Below are 16,280 nucleotides of genomic sequence, written 5' to 3'. Positions count from 1 at the left end.
GTCTATCGTCCGAGAACGAGGCCCTCGCGGCGCGGGTCGGCCGCACCGGCCAAGCCTCCATCTTCGACGCGGATCGCATGCAGGCCGCTGTTCATGTCACCGATGCGCACCTCATGGCCGCGCGCGGTCAGCTCATCGGCGAAACGCTCGGCTTCGGTTCCTGCTTCGAGCGTTGTTGCGCCATTCGCATTGAAGACATGGCCAAGATCGATGGCGGCCTGCAGGTCCATGTCCCAATCGAGCGTCGCCACCAGCGCCTGCGCCACATAGCCGATGATCGAGACGCCGCCCGGCGAGCCGATGACGAGTTCGAGCTCTCCATCCTCCAGCACGATCGTGGGCGCCATGGAACTGCGCGGCCTCTTCCCGCCTTCCACACGGTTCGCGATCGGTCGGCCAGCCTCGTCGCGCGGCGAGAACGAGAAATCGGTGAGCTCGTTGTTGAGGAGGAATCCACCGACCATCAGTTGCGAGCCGAACCCGCCCTCGATCGTCGTGGTCAGAGAGACCGCGTTGCCGTCCGCGTCGACAATGGAGACATGGCTGGTTCCCGCGCGGCCTGGGGACATGTCCGGTCCCTGCGCTCTTCGCGCGCGCCACGGCGGATTGCCGTGAGCAACCGGTGCAGCGGCGGCTTCATCCAGCAAGATCGATTGGGCGCGAGCGGTCAGATAGGCCGGATCGAGAAGACCGTCGACAGGCACGTCGACGAAGTCGGCATCGGCCAGGAACATCGCGCGGTCGGCAAAGGCGAGTTTGCTTGCCTCGCTGAAGAGGTGCCAGGCATCAAGATCGTCTGGCCCGAGCGACGCCATGTCGAAATGTTCGAGCAGGCCGAGCATCTGGCCGACAGTCGTCGCGCCCGAGCTCGGCGGCCCCATGCCGCACACCTCGTAGACGCGGTAGGGATGACACACCGGCTCACGCTCCACGATCTCATAGGCTTCGAGATCCTCGATCGACAGCAGCCCCGGGCGACCGGGCGCGGTGCGCACCGTCTCGACGATCGCTTGCCCGATCTCGCCGCCATAGAAGACCTCGGTGCCCTCCTCCGCCACGCGCCGCAGTGTCTCCGCAAACTCCGGATTGCGAACGATATCTCCCGCTTGAAGTGCCTTTCCTCCTGGAAAGAAGTAGTCGCGCGCGGTCTCGAACGTCTGGAGCCGCGCGGCGCCGTCGCCGGTAAGCTGCCCGGCAAGCCGCGGGCCAACTTCGAACCCGTCCTCTGCCAGGTCGATGGCCGGCTGAAGCAACTCAGCAAACGGCATGCTGCCATAGAGCGCATGGGTCTCCTCCATCAGCTTCAGCGTTCCCGGCGTGCCGACCGAGCGCCCGCCGACCACCGCATCGAAGAATTCCATCGGCTTCCCGTCGAGCCCCAGGAAGAGGTTCGGGCCCGCGACCTTCGGCGCCGTCTCGCGCCCGTCGAACGTGCGCACCGATCCAGTTTCGGCGTCGAAATAGACGAGGAAGGCACCACCACCGATCCCGGAGCTCTGCGGCTCGACGAGATTGAGCATCATCTGCACCGCAACCATCGCGTCGATGGCGTTGCCGCCGGCTTCCAGAACCGTCATTCCCGCTTCACTTGCGGCCGGATGGGCAGCGGCGACCATGAAATCCTGTGCGTAAACAGTCGCCTGCTGGATCCGCCCGGTCGCCTGCTCGGGCGCAGGGCGCGCCTCCTGCGCAAGCGTTTCGCCGCTGGTTAAGACGAGCAGGGCAGCGATGGGTGCACACCAAGACCTTGAGATCATTGCAGCTTTCTCCTCTCGCCCCAGCCTGAACATATCCTAAGTGCTCTAGGCCGAAAGGGCAAAGTGCCGGTTCCTGGCCGCATTCGCCCTTCGTTTATAATCCGAACGGCTAACTGGTCGCATTTCGGGCTCGGCAGTACGGTTCAATTGCGGTGGCATAGGCTGGCCGCAGGGGTTTGCCGTGGCCGCGCCACGGCTCGAAATGGGAGGTAATCGTTTTGGATCCCAAGTCCGCACAGGCCGATGCCTATTGGCAGGCCAATCTCCGGATCATCAAGTTCTCGCTCGTCATCTGGGCGCTGGTCTCGTTTGGTTTCGGCATCATTCTGCGCCCACTGCTCTCCGGCATTCCAGTCGGCGGCACTGATCTCGGTTTCTGGTTCGCCCAGCAGGGCTCCATCCTCGTCTTTCTTGGTCTGATCTTCTTCTATGCCTGGCGCATGAACAAGCTCGACCGCGAATTCGACGTCGACGAACAGTAGACCGCGAGAGGGAGGGGTAACATGGATCAATATACACTCAATCTGATCGTCGTCGGGCTGAGCTTCGCGCTCTATATCGGCATTGCGATCTATTCACGCGCCGGAACGACCGGCGAATTCTATGCCGCAAACCGCGGCGTTCATCCGGTGATGAACGGGATGGCGACGGCTGCTGACTGGATGTCGGCCGCATCGTTCATTTCGATGGCGGGCCTCATCGCTTCGGTCGGTTACGACAACTCGACCTATCTCATGGGCTGGACCGGCGGCTACGTGCTGCTCGCCATGCTCCTTGCGCCCTACCTGCGCAAGTTCGGCAAGTTCACCGTTCCGGAATTTATCGGCGACCGCTTCTATTCGCGCACAGCGCGCATCGTGGCCGTCGTCTGTCTCATCGTCGTCTCGGTTACCTACGTTATCGGCCAGATGACCGGCGTCGGTGTCACCTTCGCCCGCTTCCTGGAAACCGACACCACCACCGGCCTTCTGATCGGCTCGGCGATCGTGTTCCTCTACGCGGTTTTCGGCGGCATGAAGGGCATCACCTATACGCAGGTCGCCCAGTACGTCGTGCTCATTCTTGCCTACACGATCCCAGCGATCTTCATCTCGCTGCAGCTGACGGGCAATCCGCTTCCGATGTTCGGTCTCTTCTCCGAGCACACGGCATCCGGCCAGCCACTTCTCGCGACGCTTGACCAGATCGTGACCGATCTCGGCTTCAACCAGTACACCGGCTCGACGGATTCCATGCTGAACATCGTCCTGTTCACCATGTCCCTGATGATCGGTACTGCCGGCCTGCCGCACGTCATCATCCGCTTCTTCACCGTGCCGAAGGTATCCGACGCACGCTGGTCTGCCGGATGGGCGCTTGTCTTCATCGCCATTCTCTACCTCACGGCTCCGGCCGTCGGTGCGATGGCGCGCCTCAACCTTATCGAGACGATCTACCCCGGCAATGGCGCCGTGGAAGAGACTGCTCTCGTCTATGAAGATCGTCCTGAGTGGATGCGCAACTGGGAAACCACCGGCCTCCTCACCTTCAACGACCTGAACGGTGACGGCCGCATCCAGTTCTACAATGCCAACAACGCAGCCTATGCCGAAACGGCCACGCAGCGTGGCTGGCAGGGCAACGAACTGACCGTCAACAACGACATCATGGTTCTCGCCAATCCGGAAATCGCAAATCTTCCGGGCTGGGTGATCGCACTTGTCGCTGCCGGTGGTCTCGCTGCTGCCCTGTCGACGGCGGCAGGCTTGCTGCTCGCCATCGCTTCGGCGATCTCGCACGACCTGATCAAGAGCGTGTTCAAGCCGGACATCTCTGAAAAGGGCGAGCTGTTCGCCGCCCGTGTTGCCATGGCCGGCGCCATTGCGCTTGCAACCTGGCTCGGGCTCAACCCGCCCGGCTTCGCAGCCCAGACCGTGGCACTCGCCTTCGGCCTTGCTGCAGCGACGATCTTCCCGGCACTGATGATGGGCATCTTCTCCAAGCGCATCAACTCGTCGGGTGCCATCGCAGGCATGCTCGTCGGTCTGATCACGACCTGCGCCTACGTCTTCGCGTACAAGGGCTTCCTGTTCATTCCGGAAACCAACATCCTGCCGGACAATCCGGCTGGCTGGATCTTCGGCATCTCGCCGGCATCCTTCGGTACGATCGGCGCGATTTTGAACTTCGCCGTTGCCTACTTCGTGTCCAACGCGACCGAAGCACCGCCGCGCGAAATCCAGGACCTCGTCGAAAGCGTTCGCACGCCGCGTGGCGCCAGCGCAGCGCTGGACCACTAAGACATAAGACCGCTCCCGGTCTTTACGTCCGGGAATGGTCGAAATGACCAGAAAAGACCCCGCAAGCTTCTGTTTGCGGGGTCTTTTTACCTTCTGGCCCGCGATTGGTTGATCCGAAGCGCAATTCGGGCGATGAGGGGCTTTGGAATGCACAGCGGCGTGGGATGCTTCGTCCACGCTCGATGATCGGGGTGGATCACGCACGGGCTTGGGGGAGCACCGACGCGATCCTGGCGGGAAGAGACGATGTTTTTTATCTTGATCGGGGGCCTGCTCGTGGCCGTCAGCGCCGGGGCGATCGCTTCGCTGCCTTATCGCTTTGCCAAAAAGCCCGTGCCGCGGGGCCTGATGCCGATCGTCGGCGGCATATCGCTTCTCGTCTTCGTCCTCTGGAACGACTACTCCTGGTACGGCCGTACCGTTGCGGAACTGCCCGAGCGTGTCGCTGTCGTCGAGAGCTTCACCTATAGTGGCGCCCTCCAGCCCTGGACGCTCATCAAGCCGCGCATCAACCGCTTCACCGCCGTCGATCGGGCGTCGATCCAGCGCAACGAAGCGCTGCCGGGTTATGTCATGGCGGACATCATCTTCGTTCAGCGCTACCAGCCGACGCTACAGGCGCGCCAGATCTTCGATTGCAGCGATACGCGCCGCGCCGATCTCACCGATTCCACCGAGTTCGACGAACGCGGCATGCCGCAAAACGTCAATTGGGTCGATCTCGAGGATGATCATCCGCTGATCCCCATCGTCTGCGCCGAGCCCGCTCCGATCGGTTGAAGCCATCTAAGGCTTAGGCGATGCAGCCACCTGAGGCTGTCGCTTTTGCCGCTTGCGCAACTTTACGATCAAAACCGGACGCCGGGCGTTCGATCCATTCAAAGCCCTTTGACAGCGTGTGCGGCCTGTCCGCTTCAGCTTGACTCGGAAATTTTATTCCAACACCTTCACAGGTGGGGGTGCAGAAGACGTGGTCGCACGTCGCTGCAGGGGCCATCGAAGAACAAGACAACAGGGAACACCGATCGATGCTCAAGAGCCTTTTCACTTCGACGATGCTGGCCTCCGCGCTGGCCATTTCAGCCCTTCCGACGGGCGCTTCCGCGCAGGACGCAGAGATGGTCTATAACCGCGGCAATGACACCGACCCCTCGACGCTCGATCACCATCTGACGTCGACGGTGGCGGAAGGCCACATTATGCGCGATCTCTACGAGGGGCTCGTCGTGCAAGGCGCCGACGCCGAAGTGGTGCCGGGCGTCGCCGAGCGGTGGGACATTTCCGAAGATGGCATGACCTACACCTTCTATCTGCGCGAAGACGCACGCTGGTCGAACGGCGATCCGGTGACGGCGAACGACTTCGTCTTCGCCTATCGCCGCATTCAGGATCCGGCAACGGCAGCGCCATACGCCAACATGCTCTATGTCATCGAAGGCGCCGAAGAGGCGAACACGGCCGATGGCGCGCTCGAGGACATCGCTGCCCGCGCCATCGATGACCGCACGCTGGAAATCACCCTGAAGACACCGGCTCCCTATTTTCTTGAGCTTCTGACCCACCAGACTGGCCTGCCGCTTCATCAAGCGTCTGTCGAGGAGCACGGTTCGAACTATACGAGCCCCGGCAATCTGGTGACCAACGGCGCCTATATGCTTGAAAGCTTCACGCCGAACGACCAGATCGTGATGCGCAAGAACCCAGAGTTCCATGACGCAGACAACGTCGCGATCGACGTCGTGAACTATATCCCCTTCGAAGAGCGCGCGACCTGCCTGCGCCGTTTCGAGGCCGGCGAGGTCCATTCCTGTTCCGACGTTCCGCTGGAGCAGATGGACTATATGGAAGCCAATCTCGGCGATGCGCTGCGCATCGTCCCCTATCTCGGCACCTACTACCTGCCGGTGAAGACGACGAAGGAGGGTCTCTCCGATCCGCGCGTCCGTCAGGCGATGTCCATGGCGATCGACCGTGAGTTCCTGGCCGAGGAAATCTGGCAGGGCGCAATGATCCCGACCCACTCCTACGTGCCGCAGGGCATCGGCAATTACGGCGAGCCGGCGGAAATGCCCTATGCCGATGACGACATGCTGGACCGCGAAGATGCCGCGATCGCGCTTCTGGAAGAAGCCGGCTACGGCGAGAACGAGCTGTCCATCGAGTTGCTCTACAACACGTCGGAAAACAACGCGAACACGATGACCGCGATCGCCGATATGCTGGGCAATATCGGGATCCAGGCAACGACCGTCGAAATGGAAGGCGCCACCTACTTCAACTATCTGCGTGAAGACGGCGATTTCGATGTCGCTCGCGCCGGCTGGATCGGCGACTATTCCGATCCGCAAAACTTCCTCTTCCTGCATGAGAGCGACAATCTCGGCTTCAACTATTCCCGCTGGGTGAACGAGGATTACGACGAGCTGATGGATCAGGCCTCCGTGGAAACGGACATTGATACGCGCGCTGAAATCCTGAAAGAGGCAGAAACGCTTCTGCTGCAGGAAGTGCCGGTCATCCCGATCCTCTACTACACGGCCAATGCGCTCGTGTCGGATCGTCTCGTCGGCTGGGAAGACAACGTCATGAACGTCCACGGCAGCCGTTGGATGTCGATCACCGAATAGGCTTTCAGCCCTCACCCGGCGATCTCAGGCCAGCGATGGCTTGGATCGCCGGTTGATTTCTCTGAGCGCTGAGAGCGCCGTCCTTCGCCGATAGGCGTCGTCAGGAAACCCTAAATGGTCGGCTATGTGCTGCGGCGTCTGTTGAGCGCCATACCGACGGTGTTCATCATCGTCACCCTCGCCTTTTTCATGATCCGCATCGCGCCCGGCGGTCCGTTCGATCTCGAACGCCCGCTCGATCCGCTGATCATGGAAAACATCAACCGCGCCTACAATCTCGATAAGCCGCTCTGGCAGCAATATCTGCTGTATCTCGGCAATCTGGCGCAGGGAGATCTCGGCCCAAGCTTCACGCGGCGCGACTTTTCGGTGATGGATCTGTTCCGGACCGGGCTGCCCGTTTCCATCCAGCTGGGCGCCATGGCGCTGTCGCTGGCGCTGATCGTCGGCACGGCTCTCGGCGCGCTTGCGGCTCTGCGTCAAAACACCTGGATCGACTACATGGTGGTCGGCACCGCGACGCTCGGCATCACCATACCGCCCTTTGTGATCGCACCCGTCCTGTCGCTGTTCTTCGGCGTCATGCTCGGCTGGCTGCCAGCCGGCGGCTGGGGCGGCGGGCAGTTCCGCTATCTCGTCCTGCCGGTTGCGACCCTTGCCCTGCCCCAGATCGCGATCATTGCGCGGTTGACGCGTGGCGCCACCATCGAGGCCCTGCGATCGAACCATGTGCGCACCGCCCGCGCCTATGGCCTGCCGACCCGCGTCGTGGTCGTCACCCATGCGCTGCGTGCTGCAATGCTGCCCGTCGTCTCCTATCTCGGCCCGACGGCAGCCGCCCTGCTCACCGGCTCCGTCGTCGTGGAAACCATCTTCGGCATTCCCGGCATCGGACGCTATTTCGTGCAAGGGGCGCTCGGGCGCGACTATACGCTCGTCATGGGCACGGTGATCGTCATCGCCGTCTTCGTCGTGATCTTCAACCTGATCGTCGACATCCTCTATGCGTGGCTCGATCCGCGCGTGCGTTACGATTGAGGACCATGCGATGACCGAGACAATCTCCGCCCATTCCGAACTGGACTACCGTCAAAGCCGCTCCCTCGGCCAGGATGCCTGGCTTCGCCTGCGCCGCAACAAGGCGGCCGTCGTCTCGATGATCGTGCTCATCGCCCTGGCCCTCACGGGCATCTTCGGGCCGATGCTCTCGCCGCACCCCTATGACCGCATCTATCCGCAATATGTACGCGCGCCGGCCAGTTTCGAAGCCTATCCCCGCGCCGAAAACATCACGCCGGCCTTCGAAAGCGCGATCGAACGCGGCCGTGTCACGATCGGCGAAATCACGATCGAGGGCCAGACCGCACGGGCGCTCATTTCGAACGACGAGCCGATCGACGACCGCATCACCCGCTATGTCGACCGCTCCGACCTCTTCTCCAATGCGCGCCTTGAAAACCTCAGCGCCGACGGCTTGAGCGCCGAAATGGTGGCCGACGTGCAGCGGCTGCGCTTCCTCTTCGGCACAGATGCCAATGGCCGAGACGTGCTGACCCGCACGATGATCGGCATCCGCATCTCGCTTGCGATCGGGCTTCTCGCCTCGCTGATGGCGCTTGTGCTGGGCGTCACCTACGGCGCCGTCGCCGGCTATCTCGGTGGCCGCGTCGACAACGTCATGATGCGCTTCGTCGACATCCTCTATTCGCTGCCCTTCATCTTCTTCGTCATCTTGCTGGTCGTCTTCTTCGGCCGAAGTTTCGTGCTGATCTTCATCGCCATCGGCTGCACCGAATGGCTGGACATGGCTCGCATCGTGCGCGGGCAGACGCTCACCATCAAAAGGCAGGAATATGTGGAAGCCGCCCAGGCCATGGGCGTGACGAGTTGGGGTATCCTGCGCCGGCACGTCATCCCGAACACGCTCGGCCCGGTCATCGTCTTCGTCACGCTTCTTGTGCCGAAGGCGATCCTCCTGGAAAGCCTGCTCTCCTTCCTCGGCCTCGGCGTCCAGCCGCCGCTGACGAGCCTCGGGCTTCTGATCTCCGATGGCGCAGCGAACATGCGCGGCGCGAGCTGGCTCCTGATCTATCCGGCGGTGACGCTGACGATCATCCTCTTCGCGCTGAACTTCCTGGGCGATGGCCTCCGCGATGCGCTCGATCCGAAGGACCGATAGAATGAGCGACCCGATCCTCAAAGTGCGCGATCTGAAGGTCGAATTCGGTACCAATGACGGGCCCGTCTACGCCGTCAAAGGCATCGACCTCGACGTGATGCCGGGTGAAACGGTCGCGATCGTCGGCGAATCCGGCTCCGGCAAGAGCCAGACCATGATGGCGATCATGGGCCTGCTCGCCGGCAATGGCCGGGCGAATGGCTCGGCGCAATACCGCGGAAAGGAGATCATCGGCCTTTCCGACCGGGCGCTGAACCGCATCCGCGGCGAGAAGATCACCATGATCTTCCAGGAACCGATGACCTCGCTCGATCCGCTCTACAAGATTGGCCGGCAGCTGGCGGAGCCCATCATCCACCACGGCAAGCTGAAGCGCAGCGAGGTGCGGCCGCGCATCATCGAGCTGTTGAAGCTCGTCGGGCTGCCCGACCCGGAACGGCGGATCGATGCCTATCCGCACGAGCTGTCGGGTGGCCAGCGCCAGCGCGTGATGATCGCGATGGCGCTCGCAAACGACCCAGACATCCTGATCGCCGATGAACCGACGACGGCACTCGACGTGACGATCCAGGCGCAGATCCTCGAACTTCTTGCCGATCTGCAGAAGCGGCTCGGCATGGCGATCGTCTTCATCACCCACGACCTCGGTATCGTCCGGCGCTTTGCCGACCGCGTCTACGTCATGCAGAGGGGCGAGGTGGTCGAGACGAACGACGCCGAAGTGCTGTTCACCGCCCCTGCCCACCCCTACACGCAGATGCTGCTCGCGGCCGAGCCGACCGGCATCAAGGCACCGCCGCCACCGACGGCACCGGTGCTGCTGGAGGGCCGCGATGTCGCCGTCACTTTCCGCGTCGGCGGCGGCTTCATGAAGGGGCCCGCCATCGACCTGAAGGCCGTCGACCGCATTTCCCTGCAGTTACGACAAGGCCAGACGATCGGGATCGTCGGTGAATCGGGGTCAGGCAAATCGACGCTCGGGCGGGCGCTTCTAAGGCTCGCGCCATCCAGGGGCGCAGTGCGGTTTCAAGGCAAAGACATTTCCCACGCCGATCGCGAGGCCATGCGGCCGTTGCGGCACGAGATGCAGCTCGTCTTCCAGGATCCCTTCGGGTCGCTGTCGCCCCGCATGACGGTCGGCCAGATCGTGACGGAAGGCCTTCTGGTGCACGAACCGCACCTCACCAGACGGGAACGCGATGCCCGTGCGATCGAGGCGCTTGCCGAAGTCGGTCTGGATCCGCTGATGCGCAACCGCTACCCGCACGAATTCTCCGGCGGCCAGCGCCAGCGCATCGCGATTGCACGCGCGATGATCCTCAAGCCCAAGATCGTCGTGCTGGACGAGCCGACCTCGGCGCTCGATCGCTCGGTGCAGAAACAGATCGTCGATCTCCTGCGCGACCTCCAGAAGGCGCACGACCTCGCCTATCTATTCATCAGCCATGATCTGGCGGTGGTGCGGGCCATGGCCGACCACATCATCGTGATGAAGGAGGGCCGGATCGTCGAGGAAGGTGCGACAGCCGCGATCTTCGATCATCCGCGGGAAGCCTACACGCAAGCACTGATGGCGGCGGCGGTGGACCAGACGAGGTTCCGGCGCATCGCCTGATCGACTGTCGGCTCAACGATCGTCGTCGCCGGGCAGCTTCGGCGGCGCAAAGCGCACGATGTCGTCTTCGCCAAGATAGCTGCCGGTCTGGATCTCGATGATCTCCAGCGGGATGACGCCCGGATTCTCCAGCCGATGGACCTCGCCGACTGGGATGTAGGTCGACTGGTTCTCCGAAAGCATCACCTCGCGATCGCCAATCGTTACTTTCGCCGTGCCCCTCACGACGATCCAGTGCTCGGCGCGGTGGTGGTGCATCTGCGTCGACATGGCCGCTCCCGGCTTGACGGTGATGCGCTTCACCGCATCGCGCCCGCCCCTATCGACCGTGTCGATCGCGCCCCAGGGGCGATAGAGCTCGCGGTGGTTCAGATGCTCGCGACGGCCATCGGCTTTGATGGCGTCGACGATGTGGCGCACGTCCTGAACCTTGTCCTTGTGTGCGACGAGGACCGCATCCTTCGTCTCGATCACCACGAGATCGGTCGTGCCGACAAGGGCGACCAGTCGGTGATCGGCTTCCACGAAGCTACGGGAACTTGCGATCGCGATCACATCGCCGCGAAAGGCGTTGCCGTCGGCGTCCTTTTCCCGGACATCGAACAGCGCCGACCAGGACCCGATATCGCTCCATCCCGCATCCAGCGGCACGACCGCCGCCCGCGTCGTCTTCTCCATCACGGCATAGTCGATGGAGACCGCTGGGCACGCCTCGAATGCGGCCCGGTCCAGGCGCAGGAAATCCAGATCGGCGACCGCCCCGTCGAGCGCCTGGCGGCACGCCGCGACGATCTCTGGCGCATGGTGCTCGAGCTCTTTAAGATAATCGCTTGCCCGGAAAAGGAACATGCCGCTGTTCCAGAGGTGGTCGCCAGAAGCAATGTAGTCCTCAGCGGTCGACCGATCCGGCTTCTCGACGAAGCAGGCGACTTCGAAGCCGACTTCACCGATCGCAGCATCCTGCTGGATATAACCATACCCCGTCTCGGCTCGGTCCGGCACGATGCCGAAGGTCACCAGCCGGCCGTCCTGAGCGAGCGGCAGCGCCTTTTCGACGGCTTGCCGAAAAGCACCGACATTCTGGATCAGGTGATCCGCTGCCAGAACGATGAGAAGCGGATCCTCATGCACCTGAAGCGCCCTCAGCGCTGCGACCGCGATGGCCGGTGCCGTGTTGCGACCGACCGGCTCGAGCACGATCGACTGAGCCTTGGCACCAATGCCGCGCAACTGCTCGGCGGCCAGGATCCGGTGCTCCTCGTTGCAGATGAGGATCGGGTCGGCCGCCATGCCGGAAAGTCTCAGCGCCGTTTCTTGCAGCATGGTGCGATCGCTGGTCAGCGGCAAAAACTGCTTTGGGTTCAGCTGACGCGACAGCGGCCAAAGCCGCGAGCCGGACCCGCCCGCCAGAAGCACCGGAATGAGCGGCGCCGATGCCGGCATCAGTGTTCCACTCCCACGAGAGCGAACGCCTTCAGGCGCCTCAGCCCTTCCGTAAGCAGTGCCTCCGCGGCATCTCGGTTCGGCGCTTCCACGTAGCAGCGCATTTCAGGTGCGTTGCCGGACGGGCGTAAATGCAAGATCATCCGTTCAGCCAGGAAGAACTTCACGCCGTCGGTCGCATCTTTTCCTTCGACGGCACCGAGACCATCGAGAAACTGCTCGCAAAACGCCGCGTCGTCCGCCAGCCGGCGCATGAGCGTCTGGCCCTTGGCGATCGGATAATTCTGAAGCCGATCGCTGAGCGCCACAGGCAGGCCAAGCCCCGAAACGATTTCCGAGGCAGCCGCGCCGGTTTCGCCCATGGCAATGAATATGCAGAGGATCGGCAAGAGCGCATCGCGCGTCGGCAAGGCCGGCAGCACATGGCCTGAATAGGTGATGTCGCTGCCGGTCAAAAACCCGCCATTGGCCTCAAAGCCGACGACGTTTCGGTGGCCGGCAGAGACGGCTTCTGCCATGCCGGCAATCACGAAGGGCGAACCGACCCGGGTGCGCAGCACGGGCGCCGAGAGGCCCGCTTCGATTCCCGAACTCGAGGTCACGGGCGTGACGACGCTGCCTGCGTTGAGAATTTTCGCGGCGATCAGGCCGAGCGCATCGCCGCGCACCTGCCGCCCCTTTTCGTCGATGACAAGCGGGCGATCGGCATCCGCATCGGTCGAAATCATGAGATCGAGCTGCTCGCTGACGATCCAGGCAGCAAGCCGAGCGGCATCGGTCGCGCCCAGCGCCTCGGTATCGACGGGCACGAACTGTGCAGAGCGACCGAGCAGCACAGGCTCGCCACCCGATGAGGTGACGATCTCGCCAAGCAACGACCGCGCGACGGAGGATTGTTCCCAGATCCCGACCCGGCGACCGGCAAGCGCCGCGTCGGGCAGAAAGCCGCGATACCGATCGCGATAGAACGCGAGCGCGTCGGCTTCGGCTGCGGCCACCTCGCCTGTCGAATGCGCGCCGACCGCATGCGAGCTCTGCTCGGCAAGGATTTGCATGATCGCGGCTTCGTCCTGCTTGTCGATTTCGCCATCCGGTCGGTAAAATTTCAGCCCATTGCGATCCGCTGGAATGTGCGAACCCGTCACCATGATCGCCGCCATGCCACGGCCCATCGCGAAGCACGCCAGAGCGGGCGTCGGGACGGCACCACAGCGCACGGGCTTTAGGCCAGCCTGAAAGATCGCTGCGCACACCGCCTCGCCGATTGCAGCAGAGCTCGGCCGCAAATCCTCGCCGACAGCAATTGAGCCGCCCGCCGCGACTAGGCCGGAGCGCATGAGATGCTCGATAAAGGCCCGTGTGTAGATGCCCGCATCGCCGCCGAGCAGGCGATCAGCGAGGCCCCGGACGCCGCTGGTGCCGAATTTGACGGCCTCAGACACGGTTAGTTCGCTCACGTGGATACCGGACAGGCCTGAGCACAGGTAGATTCAAATTCATGAGAGGCGGGACAATCCTGAAATGCGGGCGCAAGACATGACAGATAGCGCTTCCCGCAAAGGTGGCCAGTTTCAATCAAGGGCATCATTGGTCGCCGAGCCCGTAACGGCGCATCTTGTCCCACAACGTCGTGCGCGACACGCCGAGCAGTTCCGCGGCGTCCTTCAAAGAGCCGTTTGTCTTGGCGAGAGCCGAGACGATCTGGGCACGTTCGGCCGCCTCCCGGGCGGCTGATAGCGTGTCGTCCACGGGTTGTGCCCGTGGCTCCGATCGGGCGACGCTGCCGTCGGGAAAAAGATCGCGTGCGGTCAGCACGGTGTCGTTGCCGAGCGCCACCGCCCGATCGACGCGGTTGATCATCTCGCGGATGTTGCCCGGCCAGCCATGCGCCAGCGCAGCATCGATCGCTTCCGCATGGATTTCCGGTGGCAGTCGACCTGCTTTTTGCGCCGCCGAAGCGACGAAGGTTCTCAACAGCCCACCGATGTCGCTGCCACGCTCGCGCAACGGCGGAAGCTGCAGCGTGATGACGTTGATACGAAACCAGAGATCTTCGCGAAATTTCTCCTCCGCGACGAGCGCGGCGAGATCCCGGTTCGTCGCACAGACGATCCGACCATTGAAGTTCCGCGTATCGCTGCCGCCGAGCCGTCGGTATTCGCGCGATTCCAGCACCCGCAAAAGCTTCACCTGCAGTGGGAGCGGGAGATCGCCGATCTCGTCCAGGAACAGCGTCCCGCCTTCCGTTTCCTCGATGAAGCCGCGATGTGCGCCGACCGCGCCGGTGAATGAGCCACGCTCATGACCGAAGATCATCGAATCGGCAAGATCAGCAGGCAGCGCCCCGCAATTGACGGGAACGAACGGCGCCGACGACCGTGACCCGCTGGCATGGAGATAGCGCGCGGCGACCTCCTTGCCCGTGCCCGTCTCGCCAAGCAGCAGCACGGGCATGTCGGTCGCCGCCGCACGCTTCAGCATCTGCCCGATCTCGCGCATGGCCGGGCTGTTTTCGAACGGATCGGCCGGAGCCTCCTTCACCAGCGATCTGCGGGTGATGTTTTGAAGCTCCTCGATCAGCTGATCAAGGTCGAAGGGCTTCGTCACGTAGTTCAGCGCGCCGGCACGCACGAGCCGCACGGCCTGGTCGATGTCGCCGAATGCCGTCATGAAGATCGTCGGCACGAGGCCATTGCGGTCGAAATGGCTGCGCATGACCGTCTCGCCATCGCCATCCGGCAGGCGGATATCCGAAAGGATGATCGCCGGCTGCAGCGACGCCAGCAGAGTGCGCGCCTCCGCGGCCGATCGCGCCCAGCTGACGCCGAACCCTTCCAGTTCCAGCCGCTGGCGCAGAGATGCTCCAAGCGTGGCATCATCTTCGACCAGCAAGATCAGTGCACCAGACATCAAGTCACCCGTTGGTTGCCGCTGGAGCGGTTGGTGCGGCAAGCGTTATCCTGACCATCGTTCCGGCGCCATCCTCGCTGCGGATCGAAAGGCTGGCACCGATCTGTTCGACCAGATTGGCGATGACCCAGATACCGATGCCCCGCTCGGCCGGTATCGCTTCCAACTGGCCCGAGATGATCGCGGCGACCATTTCAGGCGGCATTCCCTGGCCTTCATCCTGAATCTCGATCGAAACGGTGTGGTCTCGCACATCCTGTGCGAGCGTGACGGTCACCTTCCCCTCGGCAGGCGAAGCCCGCACGGCATTCAAGAGCAGGTTGATGAGGATCTGCCGTAACGCATCGCCGTCAACATCGATCGCCACAGCTTCGTCGAGTACCCACTCAAGCTGAACGCCGAACCGTCTTGCCTCGGGCTGGATGAGAAGGTCGAGATCGCGGATATCGCGTGCAGACAGGCGGCTGGTGCCCGAGCGCCGACGATAGGTCGAAAGCGTCACGTCGACGACACGACCGATGCTGTCGAGACCCTTTTCGAGCAAGTCGAGCGTCTGTTCGCGAACCTCCGGGCGGTCGCCATATCGTTTCAAGGTCGAAACGCCGTTCTTCAGGCCCGCCAGCGGATTGCGCACCTCGTGTGCGATCCCAGCCGCCATGCGCGCGAGAAGAGCATCGCGCTCCTGCTGCGCCATCTGTTCGAGCAGCTTCATGCGTTCGGCTTCAGATCGCTCGCGGAGTGCCAAAGCCGCTTCCAGCTGGCGCAACTCGTCGCCTTGACGCCACGAGGCCAACGCCGTCGTCAGCGCGTCCTGGTCAGCCAGCCGGTTGATGAATGTGTCGAGCGGGGCAAGCGCGCGCCGGGTGATCATGTAAACGGCTATGGCGGCGATGATCGCGACCAGGAAATCGATGCCGAGTGCGACCCCCGAAGCCGTGTCGGCCGTCTCCTTGACAGGCGTCGTGTCGAAGGTCGCAGCCAGAAACAGGACGCGATCGTCCATGGCATAGGTTCTGAGAACGAGAAGCAGACCCCGATCGGGAAACGCGCTGAAGACCGTTTCGCCGGCACCAAGATGTGCTGCGTCATCGAGTGCCGTGGCGAGAAGCGATCGGTGGGCTTCGCCAAGAACCATCGTCTGCGTGGTACCGGATACGTCCGTCCAGCGTGCCGCCATGGCTTCTTCGAGCAGCGCCGTCCGATAGGTCAGCGACGCCTCGAGTTGCCGTTCCACGGCCGCCGGCGTGTCGGACGTCTCGGCTGCGATATTGCCCGCAAGCGCGTCGAGAAAGACAGCAGCCTGATCGCGCAGCGCCGACTCGCTGTTGGACTGCAGCAGCCTTATACCGAGTTGGGTCGTACCGACCGCGACGACGAAGATCGCGACCGCCACGAACAGCGGCAAAGCCAGGGTCAGCGGCAAGGTCTGGCGAAGTCGCGACTGCATGGCAACAGCCATACATCACCTTG

12 protein-coding genes are annotated in these 16,280 nt (G+C 62.9%); 7 read left to right on the top strand and 5 right to left on the bottom strand.

Going from position 1 to position 16,280, the window contains the following annotated elements; all coding sequences use genetic code 11:
• Positions 1-2 precede the first annotated feature (2 nt).
• The gene (ggt, locus tag D5400_RS06290) at positions 3-1,757 is read right to left on the bottom strand and encodes a gamma-glutamyltransferase (protein ID WP_126008715.1); all 1,755 of its coding nucleotides are present in this window, start codon (positions 1,755-1,757) and stop codon (positions 3-5) included.
• A 218-nt stretch (positions 1,758-1,975) separates the two neighbouring features.
• Between ggt and D5400_RS06285 the strand changes: the two genes are divergently transcribed.
• From D5400_RS06285 to D5400_RS06255, 7 genes are all read left to right on the top strand, one after another.
• Positions 1,976-2,239 carry a DUF4212 domain-containing protein gene (locus D5400_RS06285; protein ID WP_126008713.1) on the top strand — a complete coding sequence of 88 codons (264 nt, stop codon included), beginning with the start codon at positions 1,976-1,978 and terminating at the stop codon, positions 2,237-2,239.
• Between the two features lie 21 nt (positions 2,240-2,260).
• Complete coding sequence (locus tag D5400_RS06280) at positions 2,261-4,036, top strand: sodium:solute symporter family protein (protein ID WP_126008711.1); 1,776 nt, start codon at positions 2,261-2,263, stop codon at positions 4,034-4,036.
• 246 nt (positions 4,037-4,282) lie between these two features.
• Positions 4,283-4,816 carry a hypothetical protein gene (locus D5400_RS06275; RefSeq protein WP_126008709.1) on the top strand — a complete coding sequence of 178 codons (534 nt, stop codon included), beginning with the start codon at positions 4,283-4,285 and terminating at the stop codon, positions 4,814-4,816.
• A 275-nt stretch (positions 4,817-5,091) separates the two neighbouring features.
• On the top strand, positions 5,092-6,663 hold the full coding sequence (locus D5400_RS06270) for a peptide ABC transporter substrate-binding protein (RefSeq protein WP_245451527.1): 1,572 nt from the start codon (positions 5,092-5,094) through the stop codon (positions 6,661-6,663).
• A gap of 114 nt (positions 6,664-6,777) precedes the next feature.
• Positions 6,778-7,701, top strand: a complete 924-nt coding sequence (gene oppB / locus D5400_RS06265; RefSeq protein WP_126008705.1) for an oligopeptide ABC transporter permease OppB — start codon at positions 6,778-6,780, stop codon at positions 7,699-7,701.
• A 10-nt stretch (positions 7,702-7,711) separates the two neighbouring features.
• Positions 7,712-8,842: an ABC transporter permease gene (locus D5400_RS06260; protein ID WP_126008703.1), complete on the top strand. Its 1,131-nt coding sequence runs from the start codon at positions 7,712-7,714 to the stop codon at positions 8,840-8,842.
• A 1-nt stretch (position 8,843) separates the two neighbouring features.
• A complete protein-coding gene (locus D5400_RS06255) occupies positions 8,844-10,457 on the top strand; it encodes an ABC transporter ATP-binding protein (protein ID WP_126008701.1) in 1,614 nt (537 codons plus the stop codon).
• 12 nt (positions 10,458-10,469) lie between these two features.
• Here the strand turns inward: D5400_RS06255 and D5400_RS06250 are convergent, their stop codons facing one another.
• The 4 genes from D5400_RS06250 to D5400_RS06235 form a co-directional block, all read right to left on the bottom strand.
• Positions 10,470-11,900, bottom strand: coding sequence for a mannose-1-phosphate guanylyltransferase/mannose-6-phosphate isomerase (locus D5400_RS06250; protein WP_126008699.1), 1,431 nt, complete (start codon positions 11,898-11,900; stop codon positions 10,470-10,472).
• The gene (locus D5400_RS06245) at positions 11,900-13,357 is read right to left on the bottom strand and encodes a phosphohexomutase domain-containing protein (RefSeq protein WP_245451450.1); all 1,458 of its coding nucleotides are present in this window, start codon (positions 13,355-13,357) and stop codon (positions 11,900-11,902) included. The genes D5400_RS06250 and D5400_RS06245 overlap by 1 nt, the downstream gene beginning before the upstream one ends.
• Positions 13,358-13,484: 127 nt before the next feature.
• Positions 13,485-14,810: a sigma-54-dependent transcriptional regulator gene (locus D5400_RS06240; protein ID WP_126008697.1), complete on the bottom strand. Its 1,326-nt coding sequence runs from the start codon at positions 14,808-14,810 to the stop codon at positions 13,485-13,487.
• A 4-nt stretch (positions 14,811-14,814) separates the two neighbouring features.
• On the bottom strand, positions 14,815-16,257 hold the full coding sequence (locus D5400_RS06235) for a sensor histidine kinase (protein WP_205665524.1): 1,443 nt from the start codon (positions 16,255-16,257) through the stop codon (positions 14,815-14,817).
• Between the last annotated feature and the right edge of the window lie 23 nt (positions 16,258-16,280).

The organism is Georhizobium profundi (assembly GCF_003952725.1).
GTDB lineage: Bacteria > Pseudomonadota > Alphaproteobacteria > Rhizobiales > Rhizobiaceae > Georhizobium > Georhizobium profundi.
The sequence above is the reverse complement of the archived record's forward strand: the minus strand, read 5'-3'. Positions and strand labels throughout refer to the sequence as shown.

Coding starts and splice junctions, on each gene's coding strand:
- ggt (WP_126008715.1), bottom strand. CDS start 1,757: ATGATCTCAAGGTCTTGGTGTGCACCCATCGCTGCCCTGCTCGTCTTA.
- D5400_RS06280 (WP_126008711.1), top strand. CDS start 2,261: ATGGATCAATATACACTCAATCTGATCGTCGTCGGGCTGAGCTTCGCG.
- D5400_RS06275 (WP_126008709.1), top strand. CDS start 4,283: ATGTTTTTTATCTTGATCGGGGGCCTGCTCGTGGCCGTCAGCGCCGGG.
- D5400_RS06270 (WP_245451527.1), top strand. CDS start 5,092: ATGCTGGCCTCCGCGCTGGCCATTTCAGCCCTTCCGACGGGCGCTTCC.
- oppB (WP_126008705.1), top strand. CDS start 6,778: ATGGTCGGCTATGTGCTGCGGCGTCTGTTGAGCGCCATACCGACGGTG.
- D5400_RS06260 (WP_126008703.1), top strand. CDS start 7,712: ATGACCGAGACAATCTCCGCCCATTCCGAACTGGACTACCGTCAAAGC.
- D5400_RS06255 (WP_126008701.1), top strand. CDS start 8,844: ATGAGCGACCCGATCCTCAAAGTGCGCGATCTGAAGGTCGAATTCGGT.
- D5400_RS06250 (WP_126008699.1), bottom strand. CDS start 11,900: ATGCCGGCATCGGCGCCGCTCATTCCGGTGCTTCTGGCGGGCGGGTCC.
- D5400_RS06240 (WP_126008697.1), bottom strand. CDS start 14,810: ATGTCTGGTGCACTGATCTTGCTGGTCGAAGATGATGCCACGCTTGGA.
- D5400_RS06235 (WP_205665524.1), bottom strand. CDS start 16,257: ATGCAGTCGCGACTTCGCCAGACCTTGCCGCTGACCCTGGCTTTGCCG.